This is a genomic window from Amycolatopsis sp. NBC_01480, assembly GCF_036227205.1.
Lineage (GTDB): Bacteria > Actinomycetota > Actinomycetes > Mycobacteriales > Pseudonocardiaceae > Amycolatopsis.
Window position 1 is genome coordinate 5036751 of sequence record NZ_CP109442.1, and the last position, 25503, is coordinate 5062253.

A 25503-nucleotide genomic window follows, 5' to 3' on the forward strand; every position below is an offset into this window, starting at 1 on the left:
GGTTTGCTCAGTACTTGTACTGGTCCACATTGTCCTGGGTGATCCGCAGCGGGTCACCCAGGAGGATGGTCTTGGTGGTCGCGTCGTACTTCACCGTCGGCAGCTCGAGGCTGACGTTGTTGCTGGGGCCGAGCGGCTTGCCCTGCGCGAGCTGCTCGGCCGTCCAGGCGGTGAGGTAGCCGAGCGCCTGGACGTCCCACAACACGGACATCGAGGACGAGCCGTCGAGCAGGTACGGCTTCATCGTCTGCGGCGTGCCGACGCCGACGGTGTACACCTGGCCGATTTTCTGCTGGTCGCGCACGGCCTGCGCGACCCCGGGAGCGGCCGTGGTGCACTGCCCGATCAGCCCGGCCAGGTCCGGGTGCGCGGTGAGGATCTGCTTCGCGAGCGTCGTCGCCGTAGCGGTGTCTTCGCCCGCGTACACGGTGTCGACGACCTGCGCCCGTGGGTAGTGCTCCGCGGTGTACGCCTTCTCGACGGCGGTCCACGCGTTGAGATTCGCCGCGGTCGCCCCACACGAGACGATGGCGATCTTGCCGGCATCGCCGGTCTTGGCCATCAGCGCGTCGACCAGCGCGGTGCCGACCCCGTCGGCGGTGGCCTGGTTGACGAACACCTCCCGCTGCGAGCCCGCCGCGTCGGTGTCGGTGGTGATCACGTGGATGCCCTGCGCCCGCGCGTCCGCGATCACGGGCGCCAGCGCGGCGGGGTCGTTGGGCGCCACCGCGATCACGTTCACGTGCTCGGTGATCAGGTCACGCAGGATCGCCGTCTGCGCCGCGGGGTCGACCGTCGCGGGCCCGCGCGTGATCCACTGCGCGCCCAGCTGCTGCGCCGCGCTCAGCCCACCCGCGTTCATCGCGGTGAAGTACGGAATACCCGCGACCTTCGGCACGAACGCGATCTTGACCGGCGCGTCCGGCGGCGCCTGCCCGAGCCCGCCCGAGCAGCCCACGAGGACGGCCACCGCCCCCAGCAGCGCCACGACGCCCAGCACGAGCGTCTTCGTCGGCCCTCGCATCCCCACCATTCCTTCTGGTTCGCGGTCTGCACGGTGGAGACCTGGAGGCAAGGTAGGGGAGACCGCTCACGGGGGTCAACCGGTTGTGTGCAAAGGGTTACTGAAGTGAGTTCATCGTGGCGGTGACGGGGTTGGTACCCATTCGGGGTATGGGTTAGGGTGATCGGCGATGATCTCCCGTTCGGCTGCTTCCGGCCCGGGCGCGTTTCTGGCGCGCTGGGTGCTGCTTGGTGCGGTGGTGCTGGGGGTTGTCGCGATGCATCACGTGGCAGCTCCTGGTGGTGCGATGGCTGATGGGCCGATAGGTGATGTCTCGATGGCTGGTGCCTCGATGGGGCACGTTGCCGAGGCTCACGCTGCTGTTGAGAGTGCTGCTGCTGGGGCCGCCGCTCTTGAGGCTGTCGCACCGGCCGGGATGGACGGTGCGATGCATTCGATGCTGCACCTCTGCCTGGCCGTTTTGCTGGCGATGGCGGGCCTGCTACTACTCGTGATGCTGGTGTGGCGGGCCGGCCGGCCAGTGATCGCCGGACGCTCGGGGAATGTGGGTGCCGCCCGGCCACCGCCCTGGCGAACCGGCAGAGAACTCCTCACTGCCTCCTGCGTACTGCGGATCTGAGTGGACCGGTTTTCCCCGTGTCCACAGATTTCGCCGTACCCCAGTGAGGGAAGAAGCTCATGAAACGCAAGTTCCTGGCGGGCCTCGTGCTGCCCGTGATCGCCGTGGTCCTGGTCGGATGCTCAGGCTCGCAGCCGGCCCCCGCCACCCACAACGCCGCGGACGTCGCCTTCGCGCAGGGCATGGTCCCGCACCACCAGCAGGCGGTCGAGATGGCCGTGCCCGTGCCGCAACACACCGCGAACCCCCGCGTGATCGCTCTCGCTAAGCAGATCCAACAGGCCCAGCAACCCGAGATCGACCAGCTCACCACCTGGCTGAAGACCTGGGGCGCCCCATTGCCTGCGACAGGCGACATGGGCGGAATGAACGGCATGGACCACGGTCAGCCCATGCCCGGCATGGTCGACACCGCGGGCCTGGACCAGCTGCGCGACCAGGCCTACGACCGCAAGTGGCTGGACCTGATGATCGAGCACCACGAAGGCGCCATCACCATGGCCCGCACCGAGCTCTCCCAAGGTCAGGACACCGGCGCGAAAGCCATGGCCCAGCACATCACCGACTCCCAACAGGCGGAGATCACCACGATGAAGTCCCTGCTCGCCAGCTGATTCGCTCGGGCTGGTGAGTCCTCGGATCGGTGGCTTCCCCGGGCAACTGAGTCCTCAGGGTGCCGCTTTCTCCGGGCAACTGAGTGCTCAGGATGCCGCCTTCCCTGGACTGCTGAGTCCTCAGGATGGCTGGCCTCCCTGGGCGGCTGGTTCCCTGTGGTGGCTTCCCCTGGGCGAGCGGCCGGCGCGGCTGAACCACAGCCGGGCGCCCAGGACTGCTGCCTTCGGGAAGCCCCGGCAGCGAGCGGCTTCGCGGAGTCCGATCCGGACTCCGCGAAGCCGTTGTGCTGTCAGCCATCAGGTCGCTGCGCCGTCGTTGCTGTCATCGCCGCTCGGTGACAGAGCACTGCGTCTGCTGCCGCAACACTGCGCCGCCGCAACACTGCGCCGCCGCAACACTGCGCCACCGCCACGCCCTGCGAAGTCACTGTGTCGCCGCAACACTGCGCCGCCGCCACGCCCTGCGAAGTCACTGTGTCGCCGCGCTGTCAGGGAGATCGCGCCGCACCACCGTGCCGCACTACCGCGCCGCGCTGCAGCGCGACGAAGCTGCGGCGCTGCCGCAAAGCTGCGGTGTCGCTGCACTGCCGCGCTGTCAGGCCCCGTCGCAGCGAAGCCGCTGCTCCGCCGCGCCGCTCCGCGAAGCGCGCCGCTGCCGCTTTGCCGCTCGGCCACTACGCCGCCGCACCGTCAGGCTCCGTCGCAGCGAAGCTGCCGCGCCGCCGTGTCGCGAAATCCAGCTTCTGTCCCATAACCCCGCCTCCTCGCGACCCGGACGTGCTCCGCACCACCACCCTGGCCCCAGATACCCCCAAGGGGTATGGTCCACACCATGACCACACACCAGCACGGCGCGTCCTGGTCCGCCGCGGCCCAGGCGACGCTGCACTGCCTCACCGGTTGCGCCATCGGCGAGGTGCTCGGCATGGTTCTCGGCACCGCGTTCGGCCTGCACAACGCGGCCACGGTGGTGCTGTCGATCGTGCTCGCGTTCGTCTTCGGTTATGGCCTGACGATGCGCGGCGTGCTGAAGTCCGGTCTGGCGCTGTCGGCCGCGTTCAAGGTGGCGCTCGCGGCGGACACGGTGTCGATCGCGGTGATGGAGATCGTCGACAACACCGTGGTGGTCGCCATTCCCGGCGCGATGGACGCCGGGCTGGCGAGCGGGTTGTTCTGGCTGTCGCTGGTGATTTCGCTGGTGATCGCCTTCGTGGTCACGGTGCCGGTGAACAAGTGGATGATCGCCCGCGGCCGGGGGCACGCCGTCGTCCACGGCCATCACATGTAGCCATGTGGGTGACGACCATACGTTCGATCCGCCGCTATTCTGAATGAGTGAGTACCACCACAGGCGCCCACGAGATGTGGCAGCTTCCGGACGAGGAGCTGACCACGTTTCTCCTGGCGTGCGAAGAAAAGCTGCGCCGCGACCACGCGGAGATGCTCGGCGTCGTCAACGAGGTCGAGCGACGAGGGCTGGGCCGGACACTGGGGTTCAAGGACACCGCCGCGATGCTGCGGGAGACGCTCCGGGTCTCGGCCCGCGAGGCCACCACCCGAGTTGTACACGCATGCGCGACGGGGCCGTCCTCCTCGCCGACCGGGGTGCCGCAACCGGCATCGCTGGCGGCGACCGGCCAGGCCCTGGCCGACGGGCTGATCAACCGGGAACACGTCCAGGCCATCGTGGGCCTGTCCGCCACCTGCCCGGCCGCGATCGAGCCGGGGAACCGCGCCGCGGACGAAGCCATCCTGATCGCGCTGGCCGCGCAAGCAGCCCCGGAATCCTTGCGGGCCGCGGGACGGCGGCTGCTCGCCTACTGGGCCGACTACACCACCCCGCCCGACGAACGGCGCCGCCGCGAACTGTATCCGTCACGACGGCTGCACATCACCCACCGCTCCGACGGCAGTTCCCGGTTCGCCGGCGAACTCGACCCGGCGACCACCGCCGTCCTCGACGGCCTGCTCGGGCCACTGGCCAAACCCCGCCTCGACCCCGAAACCGAGGGTCCCGACCCGCGCAGCGCGGCCGAACGACGCGGCGACGCGCTCGCCGACATCCTCGAACTGGCGGCCCGCTGCGATGACCTGGCCGTGCAGGGCGGTGAGCGGGCCGTGATGATCGTGACGGTCACCCTGGCCGAACTCGAAGGCCGCCTGGCCGACGCGCTCTCCACCATCCCCGGCAGTCTCGACGAGCTACGCCGGCAGGCCTGTGAGGCAAAAGTGGTGCCCGCGATCTTGGGCACCGACGGCCAGCCACTGCACCTCGGGCGCACCACGCGGCTGGCCACCCCGGCCCAGCGGCACGCCCTGGCCTTGCGCGACAAGGGATGCGCCCACCCCGGCTGCGATCGCACGCCGAAGTGGTGCACCGCCCACCATGTGATCCCCTGGTCGGAGGGCGGGCCCACCGACCTGTCGAACCTGGTCCTGCTCTGCCCCGCCCACCACCGGCTCATCCACCACAGCGGCTGGGCGATCCGGATGCGGGACGGGATCCCCGAGTTCCTGCCACCATCGTGGCTCGATCCCGACCGCACCCCGCTGCGCAACCACATCCATGACGCCGCACCACCGCGTCACCGGCAGACCCGGCCTCGGAGGTTCCACTATGGACGGACGGCCGCCGGTCACCGGCATACGAACGCTCCGGTGCGCTGATGACCGGGTCAGACGCTGGACAGGTCGATCGCCTGGCTCAGCTCGCGCGGCTTGAGCACCCGCAGGATGCCTTCCAGGAGGTAGTAGTCCGCGTACGGCAGGGAGATCTCGATGCCGTCCTCGGACGGGCGGTTGCGGGTGCAGCGGGCGACCACGGCGTCGGCGCGGGCGGACTTGGTGGTGAGGCAGGTTTTCGCCGTCGCCTCCAGGATCTTCAGGCCGGCGTCGCGGTACTTCGGCTGTTTCGTGGCCGCCGCCAGGTCCAGCAGGCCGCAGGCGGTGACGACGCCGGCGGAGGCGTCCTTGATGTCGTTCGGCGCCTGCGGGGCGAGGTAGTCCCACACCGGCACATGGTCCGGGGTCAGCGCGCCGAGGGCGTAGTCGGCCAGCCGCTGGGCGGTGGTGAGGAACTGCTTGTCGCCGGTGCGCCGGTAGATCGTGGTGAAACCGTAGACGCCCCAGGCCTGGCCGCGCGACCAGCACGACGTCGGGCTGTAGCCCTGCACGGTGTTCGGGCCGATCTCGGCGCCGGTGGCCGGGTCGAAGTCGAACACGTGCGGCGTCGAGCCGTCCGGGCGCAGGAAGACGCGCTGCGCCGTTTTCGCGTGCTCGACGGCGATGTCGAGGTACTTGCCGTCACCGGTCTGCCGGGTCGCGAAGTCCAGCAGGTCCAGGTTCATGATCGTGTCCATGATGATCCGGCCCGCGTCCTTCGGGTCGGTGAGCGCGCCCCAGGCCCGGATGAAGTGGCCCTTCGGGTTGTAGCGCTGGATCAGCGACGAAGCCGCCTGGATCGCGCCGGCCCGCCACTTCTCGTCGCCGGTGATCCGCCACGCGGTCACCCACGACGGGTAGAAGAGGAAACCGAGGTCGTGGGTGCTGGTGTCGTTCTGCCGCGGCGCGAGCTTTTCCGCCGACGCGAGCGCGAGCGTGCGGAATTGCTCGTCACCGGAGTGCAGCCACGCCATCCAGAGCGTGCCCGGCCAGAATCCGCCGACCCAGTCGCCATTCTGCGAATAGGTCCATTTCTCGAACTTCGTCCCGGTCGGAAAGGCCGTGACGGACGGGGCCACCGCGCGCAGCTTCCGCACCGCGTAGTCCGCCGCCGCGCGGAAGGTCTCCGCCTGGCTCGCCGATCCGGATACCGCCTGGTCGGAGGCCGCTGCCGGGATGGTGCTGCTCGCGCTCACCGCCACCGCGGCACCGGCCGCGGTGGTCAGCAGGGTGCGCCGGGAAACGCTCACGGGTGCCCGCCATTCACAGTGGGGAAATGCATCACGGGAAGGTCGGCAAAGTTTTACACGATCGACACGCGCTTGTACACCCGCCGAATCGGCTATTCACGGTTGTGAATTGTTCACGGATGTGAATTCGCCATTCTTGACCGGTCGCCGTGTTACCGCGTGGTGAGCGTGGACTCGTCGTCGACGACCAGCGGGCAGAGCGGGTTCGGCGCCTGCGAAACGTCGATGACGGCCTCGAGCCGGTCACGGGTGTGCTGCAGCTCGGCGATGCGCGCATCGAGCCGGGCCTTCTCGGCGCGGAGCCGGGCGCGTGACTCCGGAGTGCTCTCGCCGGCGTCCACATGGGGCAGCAGGTCCTTGATGGTGGGGCTGGACAGCCCGGCGGCGTAGAGCATCTGGATCAGCTCGACCCGGGTGACCGCGTCGTCAGGATAGCGTCGCTGGCCGCCGCTGGTGCGGGTCGAGGCCAGCAGGCCTTGCTGCTCGTAATAACGCAGCGCCCGCACACTCACCCTGGCCCGCTCGGCGACTTCCCCGATCCGCATCGTCTGCTCCCTGGTCGGCCGGTTACCGCACGAACTTTACGCGCGCCGCGGCCCGGGCCGCGGCGATGCGCGGGGGTGTGACCTGCGAAACAGCCGCTTGAACCTGACGTTGGCGTCAGGGACCAAGCTCGGCGTCAGAACCTCGAACCGACAGGAGACGACCATGCAGATCACCGGCTCGACCGCACTGATCACCGGCGCCGGCCGCGGCCTCGGGCGCCACTTCGCCCAGGCGCTGCTCGACCGGGGAGCGGCCAAGGTCTACGCCACGGCCCGCCGCCCCGGGACGACCGACATCGCGGGCGTGACGCCGCTGGCCCTCGACGTCACCGACCCCGACTCGGTCCGCGCGGCGGCCGCGGCGGCCCCGGACGTCGACCTGCTGGTCAACAACGCCGGCTTGGCGGCCTACACCGACCTGGTCACCGGCGACCTCGACGCCATCCGCCGCGAGATGGAGACCAACTTCTTCGGCCCGCTCCACGTCGTCCGCGCGTTCGCTCCCGTGCTGGCCGGAAACGGCGGCGGCGCCGTCCTGAACGTGCTTTCCGTCCTGTCGTGGATCTCCTACCAGGGCTCGGCCGGGTACGCGGCCGCCAAAGCGGCGGCGTGGAGCATGACCAACGGGGTGCGCCTCGAACTGTCGGCCCAGCGCACTCAGGTCGCGGGCCTGGTGATGGCCAGTACGGACACCGACATGATGGCGGGGTTCGACGTGCCGAAGAACAACCCTGCCGACGTGGTGCGCGCCGCCCTCGACGGCATCGAGGCAGGCGAGATCGAGATCATCGCCGACGCCGACAGCCTCGCGACCAAGGCCGCGCTCGGCGAGCACCCGTCCGTCCTCTACCCGGCCGTGTCCACGGGACGGGCTTGATGAGCGGTCGGTGAAGCCAGCGTTACGCCGCCGGTCCTGCCGGTCAGGTCGTATCCGTCCACAAGCGACAGATCGGCGGGCGTCAGGCGGACGCGATGCGGTGCTCACCCGCCCCCTGGATCCGGTTCTCCAGCGCCGATTCCTGCGGCCGCGCGGACAGCTCTTGCCAGATGGCCAGCGCCCGCTCGGAGTAGACGCGTGAGCGCTCCGGCTGGCTCAGCGCCGAGTGCAGCTCGCCGAGCAGTTGCGAGACCTCCGCCTCCGAGCGCCGGTCGCCGTTGCGGCGGTGCACGCTCAGCGAGTTGACCAGCAGCAGCTGCGCGTGCGCGAAATCCCCGCTGTACAGGCAAAGTTCGCCGAGGGCCTGGTTCGCGTAGCCGACGCAGTGGTCGTCGCCGAGGTCGGTGAAGATGGCAATGGCGCGGGTGACCTGCTCGCGGGCCTGGGCGAGGTTGCCCTCGTGCTGGTGCAGCAGGCCGAGGCGTTGCAGCGCGTGCGCCTCGCGGTGCCGGTCGCCGATCTCGCCCGCCAGTTCCAGCGCGTCGGTGAACCAGCGTTTCGCTGGCGCGTAACACTTCTGCGCCAGCCAGATCGTGCCGGCGGAGATGCGCACCACGGCCTCGCCGTGCCGGTCACCGGCTTCGGCGAACAGCTTCAGCGCCTCGTGACAGCGCTCCAGCGCGCGGTCGTTCTCGCCCTCGATGCGCAGGATCGTGACGAGCCCGGCGAGCGCCGTGCCCCTGCCCTGCGCGTCGCCGATCCGTTCGTACAAGGCGAACGAGGCTTCGAACGCCACCAGAGCTTCGGCGTAACTGTCCTGGTAGAGGTGGATCTGGCCCAGGTTGCGCTGGATGATCGCCTCGCCGTGCGCGGACCCGGCGCGCCGGGCCGCTTCCAGCGCCAGCGCGTGCGTGCTGTGCCAATCGTCCTGATGACCGCGCAAATCGAAGTACGGCGTGAGGGCGGCGGTCAGCTGCCAGGTCAGGTCGTCGAAGCCGAGTTCGGCCGCCAGGGTCACCGCGGCGACGGCGGTGTGCCGCTCCGCGCCGAACCAGGCAGCGGGGTCGGCCAACAGCCGCCCCGTTTCCGGCGGTAGGTCCGGCAGCTTCGCGGACTCGTCGCGGTACTGGCCGAAGAAGTGGATCGGCATCCGGTCGGCCGCTTCGACGGCCAGCGCGAGATAACCCTCCAGCACCCGCCGTGCCGCCGCGCGCGTCTTGCCCGGGCCATCGCGCTCGGCCAGCTCCGCCGCGTACACGCGGAGCAGGTCGTGCAGGCGGTATCGCGGCTGGCCCGTGGCGTCCGAAGCGACCAGCTCGACGAGATGGGCGTCCACCAGCACGTCGAGGACCTCGTCGGCCGAAGGGCGGCCCAGCGCCGCGGCGACCACCCACGCCGGGAACTGCACCGGGCCGAGCGCACCGATCCAGCGGAACGCCGCGGCCGCCGACATCGGCAGCAGGTCGTAGCTCAAGGTCACGCTCGCGCGCACGGCGAGGTCGCCGACGCGCAGCTCGTCAAGCCGCCGACGTTCGTCGTGCAGCCGGTCGGCCAGCACGCGCAGCGACCAGTTCGGCCGGTTCGTCAGCTTCGCCCCGGCCACGCGGATCGCCAGCGGCAGGTGACCGCACTGGCGCAGGATCGCGGCGGCGTTGTCCGGCTCGGCGGCGACGCGCTCGGCCCCGACGATGCCCTGCAACAGCCGGGCTGCCTCAGGTTCGGGCAGCAGGTCGACGTCCACCGGGACGGCGCCGTCCAGGTCCGGCAGGCTCAGGCGGCTGGTCACCAGCACCGCACACGCCCCGGTGCCCGGCAGCAGCGGCCGCGCCTGGGCCGCGCCGCCCGCGTCGTCCAGCACCACACACATCCGCTTCCCGGCGAGCCGCGAGCGCAGCAGCGCCGAGCGCTCCGGCAGATCACGCGGCAGACCCGCGTCCGGGATTCCCAGCGCCCGCAGCAATTCCGCCAGCACCCCCATCGGCGCCCGCGGCGACGAGGAGGTGCCCGCCAGATCGACGTGCAGCTGGCCGTCGGCGAAAGCGTCCCGCACGGCATGCGCCACCCGGACCGCGATCGCGGACTTGCCGACCCCCGGCGCGCCCGACAGCACGATCACCGACGGCAGCCCGTTCGCGCCGCGCTCGCGCAGCCGCGCGACGATCCGGTCCACCACCTCCTCGCGGCCGGTGAAGTCCGGCAGGTCGAGGGGCAGCTGGCAGATCGGCAGCTCGGCGGCGTGCCGGACCTGGATTTCGGCCGGCAGCACCGGCAACTTCGGCTGCTTGGTCGACGATCTGGCCGAAGACACTGACGGCGCCGAGGACACAGACGGCACGGCCAGCGTGGCCCGCAACTCGCGTAGCCGCACACCGGGCTTCGCCCCGAGTTCCTCGTCAAGCGTCCGCTCCGCCAGCTGGTAAGCCTCGACGGCCTCATCGGTCCGGCCGCCGTCGCGCAGAGCCGTGACGAGCTGCTCCCAGAGTTCCTCGCGCAGCGGGTGTTCGGTGACCAGGCCGCGCAGTTCGGCGATCGCCTCGCCGTGCCGGCCCAGCTCGATCCGGGCCTTCAGCCGCTGTTCCTGGACGGACAGCCGCAGCTCGGCCAGCCGGGCGACGGCCGCGCTCCAGCCGTGGTCGTGCGGCAGGCCTTCCAGCACTTCGCCGCGCCACAGCGCGTCCGCCTGTTCCAGCAAAGCGAGTGCCGCTTCCGCGTCGCCGCGATCGAATGCTTTCTGCGCTTCGGCGGCGTGCTCGCTGAAAACGACATGATCCAGTTCTTCCGGCGCGGCGCTGAGCTGATATCCCGACGCGCGACTGCTGATCCGGTCGCCCAGCTCGGGTGCGGTTTCGGCCAGCCGGCGGCGGAGCGAATGGACGTAGGTGCGGATATTGGCCGCCGCGGAACGAGGCGCGGTGCCCGGCCAGAGCACCTCGACCAGCACCTCGGTGGACACCACGACGTTCGGCTGCAAAACCAGTGCGGCCAGCAGCAACCTCGGCTTCGGCCCGCCCAGCGGGACGGCCCGGCCTTCAGCGACGACCTCCAACGGTCCGAGAATCCGGAAAGCCAATGAGGTCAGCATTTTTTTACCCGCCTTCGTGGCAAGGTCCCCATGACCGCGCATCGTAGGAGCGTTCGAGTGGCATAGCTAGATCCATTCGGAGGGCAAAGCCCCGTAAATCGCTTTTGTACGAGTTGTGTACAGGACCGGGTCACTCTGTGGCCATGAAGCGTTCGAAGCTCCGGCGTTGGGCCGGTTCAGGGGTTGTCCTGGCCTCGGCCGGCGCGTTCGCCCTCGCCACGGCGGCGCCCGCGGCCGCGGCGGCGACCGGGACGGTCCAGACCGCCGGCGACCCGCTCAACGTCCGCCGCGCCCCGAACACGGCGGCGACGGCCGTGAAAACGGTGGCGAACGGCGCATCGGTGGGCATCGAGTGCCAAACGGCCGGGAGCTCCGTGACCGGCCCGCTCGGCACCACCACCATCTGGGACTACGTGCCCGCCCTCGGCGGCTATGTCTCCGACGGCTACGTCAAGACCGGCTCCGACGGCCGGGTCGCGCCCGACTGCGGGACCGGCACCGGCAGCGCCCAGTGCGCGTCGGCGTGCGCTGCGGAAGGCCAGTTCCGCTCGTCGGACGCGCATTTCGTCGTTTACGACACCAACGCGGACGGCAGTTCCGCGGTCGTGCAGTACTGGCTCGCGAGCGGGGCCGGCCCGTTCTACGCCTGGGCCTCCGGCGGCCAGGGCACCTCGGTGGACAAGGCGGCCGCGGTGCCGAAGGGCTCGTGGGTCTTCTACAAGACCTGCACCGGCCACAACACCTCGCCGCCGACCTTCGCCGGTTGCAGCGCCGGCCTCACCGACTTCGCCGCCTGAAACTCCCCGCCCCTGCTTTCCGGAAGGACCCCCTATGGGCCAGGTGAACCGGCGCTCAGTGCTGCTCGGCGGACTCGCCGCAGCGACCGCGGCGACCGCTTCGATGACGCTGCCCTCGATGACGCTGCCGTCGTGGGCGAACGCGCGGACCGCGGCGGCCGTCCCGCCGGCCATCCACGACCCGTTCCAGCTCGGCATCGCCTCGGGCGACCCACTGCCGGACAGCGTGGTGCTGTGGACGCGGCTCGCGCCGGCGCCGTTGAACGCCGACGGTTTCGGCGGCATGCCGGACGCGACCTACCCCGTGGACTGGGAGCTGGCGACCGACGAGAATTTCGCCTCGGTGGTGAAAAGCGGTTCGGTGGACGCCGTCCGCGCGTCGGCGCACAGCGTGCACGTCGAGCCCGCGGGCCTCGATCCGGCGCGCGAGTACTTCTACCGCTTCAAGACCGCGGGCTACCTCTCGCCGGTCGGCCGCACGCGGACCGCGCCCGCCGCCGGCGCAGCGGTGAACCAGCTGAAGTACTGCTTCACCTCCTGCCAGCACTGGGAGGAGGGCTGGTACCACTCGTACAAGGGCGTGGCGCGCGACGACCCGGACCTGGTGCTGTTCCTGGGCGACTACATCTACGAGAAGCCCTCGGGACGGGTGAAGTCCGAGCTGAACCCGCGGCGGCTGGCCGTCCCGCAGGACACCACCACGCTGGCGCTCTACCGGGCGCGCCACGGCCAGCACAAGACCGACGCCGACCTCAAGGCCGCGCACGCGCTCGCCCCCTGGCTGGTCGTCTTCGACGATCACGAGGTGATGAACAACTGGAACGGCACCACGAGCCCCGCGTCGACGGCGCGCAAGACCGCCGCGTTCCAGGCGTTCTACGAGCACATGCCGATCCGCTCGACCGCGAAGCCGAACGGCGCGTCCATCCAGCTGTACCGCCAGTTCCTGTGGGGAAATCTGGCGCGCTTCCACATGATGGACACCAGGCAGTTCCGCAGCGCGCAGGTGACCGGCACGGCGTGCGGCCCGTACCGCGACCCCGCGCGCACGCTCACCGGCACCGCGCAGGAGCAGTGGCTGCTCAAGGCGTTCGAGACGCACCCGGCGACCTGGGATTTCCTTGGCCAGCAAGTGTTCTTCGCCCAGCGCGACGGCGACGGCAAGGACACCACCTGCGAGAGCCCCGACTCGTGGGACGGCTACCAGGCCTCGCGTGACCGCATAACCCAAGGCTGGATCGACCGCCAGGTGCCGAACCCGGTGGTGCTCACCGGCGACGTGCACCGGCACTGGGCGGCCGACCTGCGCAAGGACTACTACGACCACACCGACCCGATCGTCGGCTCGGAGCTGGTGACCACGTCGGTCACCTCGAACAGCGACGACGCCGCGCCGCCGAGCGCCGCGTGGCTCGCGAACAACCCGCATGTCAAGTACTGCAAGGGAGAACGCGGCTACGTCCGGGTGACGGCGACGCCCGCGCAGATGCTCGCGGACTTCGTGGTGGTCTCCGACACGAGCGTGAACGATCCGGCGAAGCTGGTCATCAACACCGACAAGAGCTTCGTGGTGAACGCGGGTTCGAAGGGGCTGCAGGCGGTCTAGGACTCCTCGCCGGCGAGCAGGTCGATCGCCAGCGCGGCGGTCCAGCCGAACGAGCGGGCGCCGTGGCCCGCGGCGCTGAGCGGGTTGACGTACTCGGCGAAATCCGTCCAGCGGGCCAGGTTCAGCAGGTCGAGGCGCAGCTGACGGGCCAGCGCGTCTTCGCCGTGCCGGAGCAGGCCTTCGCGGACCAGCCAGCCGACGTTCGCCCACGCCGGGCCGCGCCAGTACTTCGCCGGGTCGAAGCTCGGCGACGTGAGGTCGTAACTCGGCACGGCGAGCACCTGGCCGAGGCGGAAGCGCGGGCCGGTGGCGGTGCTGAGCAGGGCCGGTGCGACGGCGAGGTCCGGCAGCAGCAACGGCAGCAGACCGCCGCAGGTGTACTCGCGGCAGGCCTTGCCGGTGCGGACGTCGAGGGGGAAGAAGAACCCGGCGCGGGTGTCCCACAGGCGTTCCGTCATCGCCTTGGCCATCCGCGCCGCGCTCTCGCGGTGCCCCGCCGCGGCGGCGGGCAGGCCCAGCGTGACGGCGATCTCGGCCAGCGCCAGCTCGGCGTCGGCCAGCAGGGCGTTGAAACCCGGGTCTTCGACCGTGAAGCCGTCGCGCTCGGTCGGCCAGTGGATGTCGGAGTAGTCGCTGTCGCGGTAGCCCGCGGCGAGCCGCACGTAGCGGCAGTACTCGTCGTCCGTCGGACGGTCCGCGGGCGCGCCGTGCACGAGGTCGCGGCGGGTGAACTGGCCGGGGTCGGCCGGGGTGACGCGCGAAAGCGGCCCGTCCCACGCCGGGCTGTTGTCCATTCCGGACTCCCACGGGTGCACGATCGACACCAGCCCGTGGCCGCCGAAGTCGCGGTGCGCCAGCAGATACCGGTGCCACGCCTTGAGTTTCGGGTACAGCGTGGCCAGGAAGGTGTCGGTGTCCGAGCCGACCGGGTCGGCCTGGTGCACCGCCCACACCGCCCGCGCGTGCACCGGCGGCTGGATCAGCCCGGACGTGCGCCCGGCGCGCCAGAAGCCCGGGCCCGGGAAGTAGGCCTCGGGCGGGGTGTCCGGGTTGAACAGGATGTGCGGCACCCGCCCGTCGCGCCACTGCGCGTTGAACAGGGTGACCAGCTCGCGCCGCGCCCGCTCCGGCGCGAGGTGGCGCAGGCCCAGCGCGATGAACGCCGAGTCCCAGCTCCACTGGTGGGGGTAGAGGTTCCGCGAGGGGACCGTGGACGAGCCGAGCCAGTTGTCTTCGAGCACGCGAGCGGCAGCGGCGCGCAAGGCGCTCGATGTTTCCAGCATGTGTCCAATTTATCTCCGACTTTTGTCTTGTCAATGGACAGAAGTGATGACCTGGGATGATGTCCGCTACACCCGAATGGCGGCGGAGGGAGGACCAGGCGTGACCGGCGGAGCGGCCCCGACCACGGCGGGCGAGCTGTTGTACCTGGTCCGGACCGGTCAGGCGACCACCCGCAAGGCGCTGCAGACGGTCAGCGGGCTGTCCCGGTCGACGCTCGTCGGACGGCTGGAGCAGCTCCAGGCGGCCGGCCTGCTGACCGAGGGCGGCCACGAGGACTCGACCGGCGGGCGGCCCGCGCGCTACCTCCGGTTCGACGACCGGCACGCCGTGGTCCTCGCCGCGAGCGTCGACACGATGCACACCGAAGCGGCCGTCACCGACCTCTCCGGACGACGGCTCGCGCGCCGCGGCGGCGCCCTGCGCGTGGCCGACGGGCCGGAGCCAGTGCTCGACACCATCGCCGGCTGGTTCGACGCGCTGCTGGCCGAAAGCGGCCGCAGCGCCGAGGAAGTCGCCGGGGTCGGATTGTCCGTGCCGGGCCCGGTGGAGCCCGGCGTCGCGCGGGTGAGCCGGCCGCCGATCATGCCCGGCTGGGACGGGTATCCGATCGGCGCGCACCTCGGCACCCGCTTCGCCGCGCCCGTGCTGGTGGACAACGACGCGAACCTGATGGCGCTCGGCGAGCACCGCTCGACATACCCGGACTCGCCGGCTTTTGTGCTCGTCAAGGTGTCCACCGGGATCGGCGCGGGGCTGGTGATCGGCGGCGAGGTCTACCGCGGCATCGACGGCGGCGCCGGCGACATCGGGCACATCCGCCTCGCCGGTTTCCCGGACGCCCGTTGCATGTGCGGCTCGTACGGCTGCCTGGCGGCCGTCGCCAGCGGTGGCGCGCTCGCCGCCCGGCTGACCGAGCAAGGCCTGCCGACGGTGTCCGGCTCCGGCGTGCGCGAGCGGATCGACGCGGGTGAGCCCGCCGCCATCCGGCTCGCCGAGATCGCCGGCCGCCAGGTGGGGGAGGTGCTGGCGACCGTGGTGTCGGTGGTGAACCCGGAGGTGCTGGTGATCGCCGGGGACCTCGCGGAGCCGTCGTTCGCCGCCGGGGTGCGCGAAGTGCTGTACCGCCACGCCCTGCCGCGCGCGACGCGGAACCTGCGCGTGGAAATCGGCGGACGCGGCGGCGACGCGGCGGTGAGCGGCGCGGTCGCGACGGTGGTGGAGTCGGTGTTCGCGCCCGCCGTGGTGGACCGGCGGCTGAAAAGCTCGTGAGTGGCTATGACGGTTAGAACCGGCATGAACACTCACAAGCCCCGACGGAAGTAGGTGGCGCGCCACGCCTCCGCGTGTTCCGCCATACCACTGAGCGGCACTGTCAAACCGGACGTACCCCCGTTTTCCCGACATTTCACTCGGGACAGCCGGGACGAACCGGACTCCCCGTAGGGAAAACCCGGCGGCGCCCGCACGTCTGTCCCGTGAGGACAGATAACGGTTCTGAACTCACCAGTGTGAAGCTTCCCTGACGCGGCACCGCCGACATAGTCTCGTGCGGACGTTCTGCGGCCTGGGGGCCGCGCTTCACAAGGGAGTTGCCTGTGCGAAGAAGCCTTACCGTGTTCCTCTCGCTCGCCGTGGCGGGTGGGCTCGCCGCGACCGCGCCGGCCGTCGCGTCGGCGCAGGGGCGCCAGGACATCCCCCAGTCGCACCCGCTGTGGGCCAGCCCGCAGGCCAAGGTGGCCGACACCGCGCCGTCGTCGAAGCTGGACTTCCGCGTGTACCTGAACCTGCGCGACCAGGCCGGGGCGGAGGCCGCGGCGCAGTCCGTGTCCGACCCGGAAAGCAAGGGCTACCGCAATTACCTTTCGCCGCAACAGGTTCGCGACCAGTTCTCGGCGTCCGACCAGACCGTCGGCGCGGTGAAGAGCTGGCTGCAGGGCAGCGGCTTCCAGATCGGCGACGTGCCTTCGAACCGCGCGTACGTGGAGGCCGTCGGCACCGCGGACCAGGTGCAGCAGGCGTTCGCCGTCAAGCTCGGCAAGTACTCGGTCAAGGGCCAGACCCTGCGCGCCGCGGACAAGAACCTGTCCGTGCCCGCGCCGCTGGCCAACGACGTGCTCGGCGTGATCGGCGTGGACCAGGCGACCAGCCTGTTCAAGCCCGACCACACCGACGGCGCGGCCACCCCGTCAGCGCAGTCGGCCAAGCCCGGCGTTGTCGCGCCCGGCCCCGGTTTCCGCAACGCGGGCCCGTGCAGCGCTTACTACGGCGAGAAGGTCGACACCACCGACCCGGCGTACCAGGGCAAGCAGCTTCCGTACGCGCCGTGTGGCTACACCCCGGCGCAGCTGCGTTCGGCGTACGGCCTGGACAACGCCGCGAAGCTCGGCGCGGACGGCAAGGGCACCACGATCGCCATCGTGGACGCCTTCGGCTCGCCGACGATCTACTCGGACGCGTCCACCTACGCCAAGCGCAACGACCCGTCGCACCCGCTGACCCAGGGGCAGTTCAGCCAGCACGTCTTCCCGCCCACCCCGGGCCAGGAGGCGCCGGACCAGTGTGACGCCGCGGGCTGGTACGGCGAGGAGACCCTCGACGTCGAGGCCGCGCACGCACTGGCGCCGGGCGCGAACCTGCTCTACGTCGGCGGTGCCGACTGCCAGGACCTCTCGCTGGACGCCGCGCTGAACTACGTGATCGCGGGCCACAAGGCCGACATCGTGTCGAACTCCTACGGCGACACCGGCGAGGACATCCCCGCCGACGAGGTCAAGGCGTTCAACCAGATCTCGATCCAGGCCGTGCTCGAGGGCATCGGCGTGTACTTCTCCTCCGGTGACAACGGCGACGAGGTCGCCCGTCTCGGCACGCCGTCGCCGGACTTCTCCGCCTCGGCGCCGTGGGTCACCGCGGTCGGCGGCACCTCGCTGGCGGTCGGCAAGAACGGCCAGCGGCAGTTCGAAACCGGTTGGGAGACCGGCAAGTCGAAGCTGACCGGCGGCACCTACACCCCGGCGTTCCCGGGTGCGTACAACGGCGGCGCGGGCGGCGGCACGAGCCGTCTGTTCCCGCAGCCCTTCTACCAGAAGGGCGTCGTGCCGGACGCTTTGTCGACGAAGAACCAGACCGGCAACGCGAAGGGCCGCGTGGTCCCGGACATCTCGGCGGTCGCGGACCCGAACACCGGGTTCCTGATGGGGCAGACGCAGACCTTCCCGGACGGCGCCTACTACGACCAGTACCGGATCGGCGGCACCAGCCTCGCGTCGCCGGTGTTCGCCGGGATCATGGCCGTGGCCGACAGCCTCGACCACTTCCACCACGGCTTCATCAACCCGGTGATCTACAAGCTGACCTCGCGCACTTCGGCGATCAGCGACGTGAAGCACGTGGACGCGGCGGTGCAGCGCGTGGACTACGCCAACAGCGTGGACGCCACGGGCGGCCTCCTCACCTCGGCCCGCACGCTGGACTACCCGAACCTGACCATCCACACGACAAAGGGCTACGACGACGTGACCGGTCTCGGCTCGCCGAACGGCTTGGCGTTCCTGTTGCTCGTCTGATGCACTGAGGGTCGGTGAAGGCCTCTTCTCCCGTCAGACGGCGGGGGAGGGGGCCTTCTTCGTGCGCGGCCTAAGGTGATCGCGGGAAGCAACGAGCACGGGAGTGGCAGATGAGCGGGATCGACGCGGACGTCTTCGGCGGGCGGATGCCCACGGGGGCCGGGGATTTCGCGATCGAGACGCGCGGGATCACGCCGATCCCGGAGGCGAACCGGTTCGGCCGGCCGTGGCGGCTGGCCAGTGTGTGGTTCGCGCCGAACCTGACCATGACGGCGGTGTTCACCGGCACCCTCGGCGCCACGCTGGGCCTGGGCTTCGGCACCGGGCTGCTGGTGCTGCTGGCCGGCACGGTGATCGGCTCGCTGCCCGTGGCGTACCTGTCGACCTGGGGCCCGCGCACGGGCACCGGGCAGCTGCCGCTCGCGAGGCTGCCGTTCCGCGGCGGGGTGGTGCTGCCCGGGCTGGTGCAGTGGCTCGGCTCGATCGCCTGGGACGCCTTGGTCGGGCTGTTCGGCGGTGAGGCGCTGGCCCAGCTGACCGGGCTGCCGTTCTGGGGCGCGGTGCTGATCGTGCTGGTGCTGCAATGCGCGCTCGGCGTGTTCGGTTACGCCGTGATCCACCGCGTGCAGGCCGTGATGAGCGCGGTGCTGGTGGTCGCCTTCGTCGCGCTCGCCGTGAAGGTCGTGCTCGACCACCCGATCACGTACGCGAACTCCGCGAGCGGCGGTGACCTCGCGGGCGGAATCGTGCTGTTCTCCACGATCACGCTCAGCCTGGCGATTTCCTGGGCGCCGTACGCGTCGGACTTCAGCCGCTACCTGCCCGCGTCGACGAGTCCGCGCGGGGTCTTCTGGTTCACGATGCTCGGCCTCACCGCCTCGTACGCGATCGGCGAGAGCATCGGGCTCGCGCTCGGCACGGCGCTGGGCGACCAGACCGCCGCGGGCATCTCGACGCTGCTGGGCGGCGGGTTGCTCGGCGGCCTCGCGTTGCTCGTCATCGCGCTGGCCGCGGTCTCCTCCAACGCGATGAACGACTACAGCGGCTCGCTCGCGCTGCAGACCGTCGGCGTCCGCCTGCGCCGCCCGGTGTCCGCGGTGCTGGTGACGGTGCTCGCGTTCGCGCTGATCCTGTGGATGCACAGCGGTGATCTGGCCTCGAAGTTCCAGAATGTGCTGCTGGTGGTGAGCTATTGGATCCCGCCGTTCCTCGGCGTGGTGGTGCCGGACTGGCTCCGCCGGACCCGGCCCGGCCGCGCGGTCGACGTCCCCGCCGAGCTGACGCGGCCGGTCCGCTCGTGGGCCGCGCTCGTCGCGTTCGTGGTCGGTTTCGGCGCCGCGGTCCCGTTCATGAACACGACTGTCTACACCGGACCCGTCGCGGCGGCGCTGCACGGCGCGGATTTGGCCTACTACGCGGGTTTTGTGGTTTCGCTCGCCGTGTATCTGCTACTGCGCGGACGTCGCACGCCGGAAACGAGTGTTCTGCCGGATTAGTCCGGATACCGGTATGGGCCGAACGTGGCCAGGATGTCCGGAAGTTGAAAATTAACTACCTTCGTCGGTTGTTCGAAGTTCACGAAAACCCGACTCTTGGTGGGGTTCGGTCCCCATTTACCTCCGAATCCGGCCCCCATCCGGGGCCTGATCCGGCCTGCCCGGAGGAGAACTTCGCCGATGACCTTGCGACGACCACTCGTGCTGCTCGCAGCCGGTGTGCTGGCCGCGGCCGTCACCACGACGACGGTTGCCCAGGCCCAAACTTCCGACCCTCGCAGCCCGCAGACCGCCGAGGCGATGGCCGTCACGGCCGCGCAGCAGCTGGTGGCCGCCCGGCCCGCCGTGCTGCACGCCAGCGCGGACGACGTTTTCCAGCCCCACAACGTGATTTCCTCCACCAACGGGCTGAAGTACGTGCCCTACGACCGCACCTACAAGGGCCTGCCGGTGGTCGGCGGCGACTTCGTCGTGGCCACGAACTCCGCGGGCAAGGTGCTCACCACCTCGGTCGCGCAGACCACCGCGATCAACCTGCCCAACATCACCCCGAAGCTGACCGCGCAGCAGGCCGAGGCGGTCGCCCGCCAGCAGGTGCCCACTGTGGACAGTGTGAATCCCGCGCAGCTCACCGCCTTCGCGCTCGGCACCACGCCGAAGCTGGCCTGGAAGACCCAGGTCGCCGGCCGTAACGCCGAAGGGCCGAGCAAGCTGGACGTGATCGTCGACGCGGTGACCGGCAAGGTGCTGCACACCCAGGAGCACGTGGCCTACGGCGACGCGCAGGGTGTGTGGAACGGCCCGGAGCCGCTGCACATCGACACCACGCAGTCCGGCGGCAGCTACTCGATGACCGACCCGAAGCTGACGAACGTCAGCTGCCAGGACGCCGACACCAACAAGACCTTCACCAAGTCCAGCGACAGCTGGGGCAACGGCGACGAGACCAGCAAGGAGACCGGCTGCGCCGACGCGCTGTTCAGCATCCAGGCCGAGAACAAGATGCTGACGGACTGGCTGGGCCGCAACAGCTTCGACGGCAACGGCGGCGGCTGGCCGATCCGCGTCGGCCTGAACGACGAGAACGCCTACTACGACGGCAGCCAGGTCCAGATCGGGCACAACGCGGCCGGGCAGTGGATCGGCTCGATCGACGTGATCGCGCACGAGCACGGCCACGGCATCGACGACCACACCCCCGGCAGCCTGTCCGGCAACGGCACCCAGGAATTCGTCGCGGACGTCTTCGGCGCCTCGACCGAGTGGTACGCCAACGAGGCCGCGCCGTACGCGGTGCCGGACTTCCTGGTCGGCAACCAGGTGAACCTCGTCGGCAGCGGGCCGATCCGCAACATGTACGACCCGTCCAAGCTCGGCGACAAGAACTGTTACGACGACTCGATTCCCGGCACCGAGGTGCACTCCGCGGCCGGCCCGGGCAACCACTGGTTCTACCTGGCCGCCGAGGGCACCAACCCGACCAACGGCCAGCCGGTCAGCCCGACCTGCAACAACTCGCAGGTCACCGGGATCGGCGTGCAGGACGCGGTGAAGATCTTCTACAACGCCATGCTGCTCAAGACCAGCGACAGCTCCTACCAGAGCTACCGCACCTGGACGCTGACCGCGGCGAAGAACCTCTTCCCGGGCAGCTGCACCCAGTTCAACAGCATCAAGGCGGCCTGGGACGCGGTGAGCGTGCCGGCACAGTCGGGCGACCCGTCCTGCGGCTAGCGCGTGTCTGAGAAAGCCGGTCTCGCGGCTGCCGCCGGTAGCGGATGACGCTTTCCCTGCACTGAGTGCGGGGAAAGCGTCATCCGCTCCACCGAGCCAGCCCGCCGCACAGCGACCCGCAACCTTTGCCAGACACGCCCTAGTCCGCCGCTTGACCAGCTGAGTCCGAGGAACCGTCAAGGCCTCCTTACCCGCGTCGCACGCGGGTAAGGAGGCCTTGACGGCTTTCGCAAGGGAGAACCGGGGTCGGCTCAGAAAACCAGGCCGGTGCTGTCGCAGCCCCCGTCGGAGATGGCGTTGACCCAGCCGGTGGCGTAGTTGGCTTCGGTCGGCGAGACGCGGGTCCTGCAGGTGCCGTGCCAGTCCGGATTGGCGGTGAATCGCCAACACGAAAAGGCGCTAGCCGTACCGGATTTGGTTGTCAAGGGATCTCATCAGGTTTCCCGGGATGCGGATGTCCATGCACGCGAGTGGGTGACCGTGCGAACCTCGCGCTGACATCGACCCCCGAAAGGCGACGCTGACGTGCGCACCCACCGCAGAACCCGCTTCCTGGCCTCGGCGCTGACCGCCCTGACCGTCGTGGGCGTGCTCGCCGGCTGTTCGCGCGCCGACACCTCCGCCGCGCCCGCGGCGAACGAGGGCGCGGCCACCGAGGTCCGGCTCGGGTTCTTCCCGAACGTCACGCACGCGCCCGCGCTGATCGGGGTGAAGAAGGGCTTCTTCGCGCAGAACCTCGGCTCGACCAAGCTGACCACTCAGACCTTCAACGCCGGGCCGGACGAGGTCAACGCGCTGCTGGGCAACTCGCTCGACGTCGCGTTCATCGGCTCCGGCCCGGCGATCAACGCCTTCACCAAGTCCAAGGGCGCCATCCAGCTGGTCTCCGGCTCGGTCTCGGGCGGCGCGCAGCTGGTCGTGAAGCCGGACATCACCAGCGTGGACCAGCTCAAGGGCAAGAACCTCACCACCCCGCAGCTGGCCAACACCCAGGACGTCGCGCTGAAGAAGTTCCTCGCCGGGAAGAAGCTGACCGACCAGGTCAAGATCACCACGATGGACAACCCGAAGACGCTCGACGCGTTCAAGAAGGGCGAGGTCGACGGCGGCTGGTTGCCCGAGCCGTGGTCGTCGAGGCTGGTGCTGGACGCCGGCGCGAAGGTGCTGGTGGACGAGAAGACCCTGTGGCCGGACGGCCGGTTCCCGACCACGGTGGTCATCGTGCGCAGCGAGTTCCTGCAGCAGCACCCGGACACCGTGCGGGCGCTGCTCAAGGGCCAGCTGGCCGCGATCGACTGGGCGAAGGCCAATCCGGCCGAGGCCAAGACCGTGGTCAACGGCGAGCTCAAGGACCTGGCCGGCGCCAGCCTGAGCCCGGCGGTGCTGGACCGCGCGTTCTCCGGCATCGAGCTGACCACCGACCCGATCCCGGCCGAGTTCCCGCAGCTGGCCCAGGACTCGGTGACCGCGGGCGTGGTGAAGTCCGCGGTCGCGCTGAAGGGCTTCGCCGACTTCGGCCCGCTCAACGACGTGCTGAAGGCCCAGAACCTGCCCGCAGTGAACGCACCCGAACTGACTCAGTGAGGCAGCCCGCGATGACCACGACCCTCCCCAGTGGACGGACGAGTTACACCGGCACGGCCGCGGTGCGGCTCGACGGCGTCGGCAAGGCGTTCGGCCCGGCCGGGCGCGCGGTGGTCGCGCTGGACGGGGTCGACCTGGAGGTCGCGCCGGGCGAGTTCGTCTGCCTGCTCGGCGCGTCCGGCTGCGGCAAGAGCACGCTGCTGAACCTGGTGGCGGGCCTGGACGCGCCGTCCGCGGGGCAGATCACGCTGAACACCTCACGGCCCGCGGTGATGTTCCAGGAGGCCGCGCTGATGCCGTGGCTGACCGCGGCCCGCAACGTCGAGCTTCCGTTGCGGCTGGCCGGTTTCGGCCGCGCCGAGCGCCGCGACAAGGCTGCCGGGCTGCTGGACCTGGTCCGCCTCAAGGGTGCCGGGAACAAGCGGCCGCACGAGCTTTCCGGCGGGATGCGCCAACGCGTCGCGCTGGCCCGCGCGCTGGCCGCGACCCACCGCGTCGGCGGCGACCCGGAGCAGGCGCTGCTGCTGATGGACGAGCCGTTCGCCGCGCTCGACGCCATCACCCGCGACGTCCTGCAGGGCGAGCTGCTGCGCGTTTACCGCAGCACCGGCACCTCGGTGCTGTTCGTGACCCACGACGTGCGCGAGGCGGTCCGGCTCGGCCAGCGCGTGGTCCTGCTTTCCTCGCGGCCCGGCCGCGTCGTGCGCGAGTGGGCCGACGTGCCGCTGGCCGACGCCGGGGAGCTGACCGAGGAAATCACCGGGCACCTGCGAGAGGTGATCAGTACCCATGGCGCCGCTTGACCGGTCCGCTGCCGCCGCCGACGACGCCGCCGTCGATGCCGTCAGTGCCGGCCTCGACGCGCTGGACGCCCCGGCCGGGGAACCGCGCCGGGGTTTCTGGAAGCGCTTCGCCTGGGGCTTCCTGCCGCCGGTGCTCGCCTTGGTGCTGCTGGTGGTCCTCTGGCAGGTGCTGTGGGCCGCGGCGTTCTGGCCGGAGACGTACCTGCCCGCGCCGCTCGCGGTGTGGGACGAGTTCTGGGAGCGGCTCGTCTCCGGCGACGTGTTCGAGTACATCTGGACCTCGGTGCACCGCGCCGCGCTCGGCTTCGCCGCCGGGGTGGTCATCGGCACGCCGCTCGGCCTGCTCGTGGCGAAGGTGCGCGTGGTGCGGGCGGCGATCGGGCCGTTGCTGACCGGGTTGCAGAGCCTGCCCTCGGTGGCTTGGGTGCCGGCCGCGATCCTCTGGTTCGGCATCAACGACGGCGCCATCTACTTCGTCGTGCTGCTCGGCTCCGTGCCCTCGATCGCGAACGGGCTCGTGTCGGGCATCGACCAGATCCCGCCGATCCTGCCGCGCGTCGGCCAGGCGATGGGCGCCGGGCGGTTCTCGTCCGCGCGGTACATCCTGCTGCCCGCGGCGCTGCCCGGGTTCCTCGCCGGGCTCAAGCAGGGCTGGGCGTTCTCGTGGCGCTCGCTGATGGCGGCGGAGCTGATCGCGCTTTCGCCCCAGCTGGGCATCGGGCTCGGCGCGTACCTGAACCAGGGCTCGTCGCTGAACGCCATCGAAAAGGTGATCGCGGCGATCTTCCTGATCATGCTGGTGGGCGTCGGGATCGAGCTGCTGGTGTTCCGCCCGGCGGAGCGCGCGGTGCTGCGCGCGCGGGGGCTGACGGCGTCACTCTGACGGGTCGGCACCGGCCCTGCCAGAATCCCCGGTCATGTTCTCCGGGGTGCTCGCGCTGATCGCCGTCCTGATCTTCCTGGCGCGGTTTCTGCGCGAGCCGCGGCGATTCGGCAACGCGGTGTGGTTCGGCGTCGCGCTGGTGCTGACCGGGCTGTGGCTGCTGGGTCTGCTGGGCGGCGTCAGCTGGCTGCAGACCGTGGTGCTGGTGCTGGCCGGGGTGCTCGCGCTGATGTCCGCGCTGGTGCTGCCCTGGGCGCTGGTCGCGAACGGCGTGGTGATGTGGCGGCGCGAGGGACACCGCCTGGCGAACCTGCTCTCCCTGCTGGCCGGGCTGGCCATGCTGGCGCTGTACGGCGTGACCGTGACGGCGCTGCGGTTCGCGCACCCGCAGTGGCTGGTGGTGGTCGCGCTCTCGGCCCTGCTGATCGCGGGTTACCTGGCCTTCGTGTTCAGCGCGCTGTTGCTGTACTCGGTGCTCTACAGCCGCATGAAGCGCCGGGCCCGGGCGGACGCGGTGATCGTGCTGGGCTCGGGGCTGCTGGGGGACCGGGTGCCGCAGCTGCTGGCCAACCGGCTGGACCGGGCCGTGGCCTTCTGGCGCCGCTGTCCCGACGCGCTGCTGGTGGTCTCCGGCGGCCAGGGCTCGGACGAGCTGAGGTCCGAGGGCGCCGCGATGGCCGACTACCTGGTGGCCGCGGGGGTGCCGGTGGCGCAGATCGTGGTGGAGGACCGGGCCGCCACCACGGACGAGAACCTGCGTTACAGCGTCGCCCTGCTGCGTGAACGCGGATTCACCGGCCGCGTGCTCGCGGTGACGAACAACTACCACGTCTTCCGGACCGCGGTTCTCGCCCGGCGGCTGGGGTTGCGCCTGGATGTGATCGGCGCGCGGACGGCCTCGTACTTTGTGCCGAGTGCCTTTTTGCGCGAGTTCGTCGCGCTGCTGGTGCAGTACCGGAAGACCAATGCGGCGGCTTGTTTTGTGCTCGCGGCGGGCCCGGTGGCGGTGGCTCTGCTCAGCTGAACGTTCCCGGAAAACGAAACAGACCCGCGGGGCGAACCCACGGGCCTGTTTCGT

General features: G+C 70.4%; 20 protein-coding genes. 15 read left to right on the forward strand and 5 right to left on the reverse strand.

Features of this window, described 5'->3' with window-relative positions; translation table 11 throughout:
* Window positions 1-7: 7 nt before the first annotated feature.
* The gene (locus OG371_RS24185) at window positions 8-1024 is read right to left on the reverse strand and encodes an autoinducer 2 ABC transporter substrate-binding protein (RefSeq protein ID WP_329057332.1); all 1017 of its coding nucleotides are present in this window, start codon (window positions 1022-1024) and stop codon (window positions 8-10) included.
* A gap of 169 nt (window positions 1025-1193) precedes the next feature.
* Between OG371_RS24185 and OG371_RS24190 the strand changes: the two genes are divergently transcribed.
* The 4 genes from OG371_RS24190 to OG371_RS24205 all read left to right on the forward strand — a co-directional run bounded on the left by OG371_RS24190 (window position 1194) and on the right by OG371_RS24205 (window position 4924).
* Window positions 1194-1643, forward strand: a complete 450-nt coding sequence (locus OG371_RS24190) for a hypothetical protein (protein ID WP_329057333.1) — start codon at window positions 1194-1196, stop codon at window positions 1641-1643.
* 59 nt (window positions 1644-1702) lie between these two features.
* Complete coding sequence (locus OG371_RS24195; protein WP_329057334.1) at window positions 1703-2257, forward strand: DUF305 domain-containing protein; 555 nt, start codon at window positions 1703-1705, stop codon at window positions 2255-2257.
* A gap of 832 nt (window positions 2258-3089) precedes the next feature.
* Entirely contained in the window at window positions 3090-3545 is a 456-nt protein-coding gene (locus tag OG371_RS24200; protein ID WP_329057335.1) for a DUF4396 domain-containing protein, read from the forward strand.
* A gap of 47 nt (window positions 3546-3592) precedes the next feature.
* Window positions 3593-4924, forward strand: coding sequence for an HNH endonuclease signature motif containing protein (locus OG371_RS24205; protein ID WP_329057336.1), 1332 nt, complete (start codon window positions 3593-3595; stop codon window positions 4922-4924).
* A gap of 8 nt (window positions 4925-4932) precedes the next feature.
* Here the strand turns inward: OG371_RS24205 and OG371_RS24210 are convergent, their stop codons facing one another.
* Both OG371_RS24210 and OG371_RS24215 read right to left on the reverse strand, forming a co-directional pair.
* Window positions 4933-6168 carry a glucuronyl hydrolase gene (locus OG371_RS24210; protein ID WP_329057337.1) on the reverse strand — a complete coding sequence of 412 codons (1236 nt, stop codon included), beginning with the start codon at window positions 6166-6168 and terminating at the stop codon, window positions 4933-4935.
* Window positions 6169-6320: 152 nt separating this feature from the next.
* The gene (locus OG371_RS24215; RefSeq protein ID WP_329057338.1) at window positions 6321-6713 is read right to left on the reverse strand and encodes a MerR family transcriptional regulator; all 393 of its coding nucleotides are present in this window, start codon (window positions 6711-6713) and stop codon (window positions 6321-6323) included.
* A 163-nt stretch (window positions 6714-6876) separates the two neighbouring features.
* Between OG371_RS24215 and OG371_RS24220 the strand changes: the two genes are divergently transcribed.
* Window positions 6877-7590, forward strand: coding sequence for an SDR family oxidoreductase (locus tag OG371_RS24220; protein WP_329057339.1), 714 nt, complete (start codon window positions 6877-6879; stop codon window positions 7588-7590).
* A gap of 82 nt (window positions 7591-7672) precedes the next feature.
* Here OG371_RS24220 and OG371_RS24225 read toward each other — a convergent pair whose 3' ends face one another.
* On the reverse strand, window positions 7673-10714 hold the full coding sequence (locus tag OG371_RS24225) for an AfsR/SARP family transcriptional regulator (RefSeq protein ID WP_329057340.1): 3042 nt from the start codon (window positions 10712-10714) through the stop codon (window positions 7673-7675).
* 101 nt (window positions 10715-10815) lie between these two features.
* On the opposite strand from OG371_RS24225, the gene OG371_RS24230 reads away from it, so the two are divergent.
* Together OG371_RS24230 and OG371_RS24235 are read left to right on the forward strand one after the other, a co-directional pair.
* On the forward strand, window positions 10816-11469 hold the full coding sequence (locus OG371_RS24230; RefSeq protein WP_329057341.1) for a hypothetical protein: 654 nt from the start codon (window positions 10816-10818) through the stop codon (window positions 11467-11469).
* Between the two features lie 34 nt (window positions 11470-11503).
* A complete protein-coding gene (locus OG371_RS24235; RefSeq protein ID WP_329057342.1) occupies window positions 11504-13075 on the forward strand; it encodes an alkaline phosphatase D family protein in 1572 nt (523 codons plus the stop codon).
* Here the strand turns inward: OG371_RS24235 and OG371_RS24240 are convergent.
* A complete protein-coding gene (locus OG371_RS24240) occupies window positions 13072-14358 on the reverse strand; it encodes an MGH1-like glycoside hydrolase domain-containing protein (protein ID WP_329057344.1) in 1287 nt (428 codons plus the stop codon). The two genes, OG371_RS24235 and OG371_RS24240, sit on opposite strands and share 4 nt — an antisense overlap.
* A 100-nt stretch (window positions 14359-14458) precedes the next feature.
* Here OG371_RS24240 and OG371_RS24245 point away from each other — a divergent pair, with 100 nt between their 5' ends.
* From OG371_RS24245 to OG371_RS24280, 8 genes are all read left to right on the forward strand, one after another.
* Window positions 14459-15628 carry an ROK family protein gene (locus tag OG371_RS24245; protein WP_329057345.1) on the forward strand — a complete coding sequence of 390 codons (1170 nt, stop codon included), beginning with the start codon at window positions 14459-14461 and terminating at the stop codon, window positions 15626-15628.
* A 326-nt stretch (window positions 15629-15954) separates the two neighbouring features.
* Window positions 15955-17925, forward strand: coding sequence for a S53 family peptidase (locus OG371_RS24250; protein ID WP_329057346.1), 1971 nt, complete (start codon window positions 15955-15957; stop codon window positions 17923-17925).
* A 110-nt stretch (window positions 17926-18035) separates the two neighbouring features.
* Window positions 18036-19421 carry a purine-cytosine permease family protein gene (locus tag OG371_RS24255; RefSeq protein WP_329057348.1) on the forward strand — a complete coding sequence of 462 codons (1386 nt, stop codon included), beginning with the start codon at window positions 18036-18038 and terminating at the stop codon, window positions 19419-19421.
* Window positions 19422-19601: 180 nt separating this feature from the next.
* The gene (locus OG371_RS24260) at window positions 19602-21155 is read left to right on the forward strand and encodes a M4 family metallopeptidase (RefSeq protein ID WP_329057349.1); all 1554 of its coding nucleotides are present in this window, start codon (window positions 19602-19604) and stop codon (window positions 21153-21155) included.
* Between the two features lie 525 nt (window positions 21156-21680).
* Window positions 21681-22739 (forward strand): ABC transporter substrate-binding protein, encoded by a 1059-nt coding sequence (locus OG371_RS24265; protein ID WP_329057350.1) that lies wholly within the window; start codon window positions 21681-21683, stop codon window positions 22737-22739.
* Window positions 22740-22750: 11 nt separating this feature from the next.
* A complete protein-coding gene (locus OG371_RS24270; protein WP_329057351.1) occupies window positions 22751-23542 on the forward strand; it encodes an ABC transporter ATP-binding protein in 792 nt (263 codons plus the stop codon).
* Window positions 23529-24425 carry an ABC transporter permease gene (locus tag OG371_RS24275; RefSeq protein WP_329057352.1) on the forward strand — a complete coding sequence of 299 codons (897 nt, stop codon included), beginning with the start codon at window positions 23529-23531 and terminating at the stop codon, window positions 24423-24425. The genes OG371_RS24270 and OG371_RS24275 overlap by 14 nt, the downstream gene beginning before the upstream one ends.
* A gap of 34 nt (window positions 24426-24459) precedes the next feature.
* Window positions 24460-25449 (forward strand): YdcF family protein, encoded by a 990-nt coding sequence (locus tag OG371_RS24280; RefSeq protein ID WP_329057353.1) that lies wholly within the window; start codon window positions 24460-24462, stop codon window positions 25447-25449.
* Window positions 25450-25503: the final 54 nt, after the last annotated feature.

Excerpts from the sequence above, each read along its gene's own strand:
- OG371_RS24185 (WP_329057332.1), bottom strand. The coding sequence starts at position 1,024 with ATGCGAGGGCCGACGAAGACGCTCGTGCTGGGCGTCGTGGCGCTGCTG.
- OG371_RS24190 (WP_329057333.1), top strand. The coding sequence starts at position 1,194 with ATGATCTCCCGTTCGGCTGCTTCCGGCCCGGGCGCGTTTCTGGCGCGC.
- OG371_RS24195 (WP_329057334.1), top strand. The coding sequence starts at position 1,703 with ATGAAACGCAAGTTCCTGGCGGGCCTCGTGCTGCCCGTGATCGCCGTG.
- OG371_RS24200 (WP_329057335.1), top strand. The coding sequence starts at position 3,090 with ATGACCACACACCAGCACGGCGCGTCCTGGTCCGCCGCGGCCCAGGCG.
- OG371_RS24215 (WP_329057338.1), bottom strand. The coding sequence starts at position 6,713 with ATGCGGATCGGGGAAGTCGCCGAGCGGGCCAGGGTGAGTGTGCGGGCG.
- OG371_RS24220 (WP_329057339.1), top strand. The coding sequence starts at position 6,877 with ATGCAGATCACCGGCTCGACCGCACTGATCACCGGCGCCGGCCGCGGC.
- OG371_RS24225 (WP_329057340.1), bottom strand. The coding sequence starts at position 10,714 with ATGCGCGGTCATGGGGACCTTGCCACGAAGGCGGGTAAAAAAATGCTG.
- OG371_RS24230 (WP_329057341.1), top strand. The coding sequence starts at position 10,816 with ATGAAGCGTTCGAAGCTCCGGCGTTGGGCCGGTTCAGGGGTTGTCCTG.
- OG371_RS24235 (WP_329057342.1), top strand. The coding sequence starts at position 11,504 with ATGGGCCAGGTGAACCGGCGCTCAGTGCTGCTCGGCGGACTCGCCGCA.
- OG371_RS24240 (WP_329057344.1), bottom strand. The coding sequence starts at position 14,358 with ATGCTGGAAACATCGAGCGCCTTGCGCGCCGCTGCCGCTCGCGTGCTC.
- OG371_RS24255 (WP_329057348.1), top strand. The coding sequence starts at position 18,036 with ATGAGCGGGATCGACGCGGACGTCTTCGGCGGGCGGATGCCCACGGGG.
- OG371_RS24260 (WP_329057349.1), top strand. The coding sequence starts at position 19,602 with ATGACCTTGCGACGACCACTCGTGCTGCTCGCAGCCGGTGTGCTGGCC.
- OG371_RS24270 (WP_329057351.1), top strand. The coding sequence starts at position 22,751 with ATGACCACGACCCTCCCCAGTGGACGGACGAGTTACACCGGCACGGCC.
- OG371_RS24275 (WP_329057352.1), top strand. The coding sequence starts at position 23,529 with ATGGCGCCGCTTGACCGGTCCGCTGCCGCCGCCGACGACGCCGCCGTC.
- OG371_RS24280 (WP_329057353.1), top strand. The coding sequence starts at position 24,460 with ATGTTCTCCGGGGTGCTCGCGCTGATCGCCGTCCTGATCTTCCTGGCG.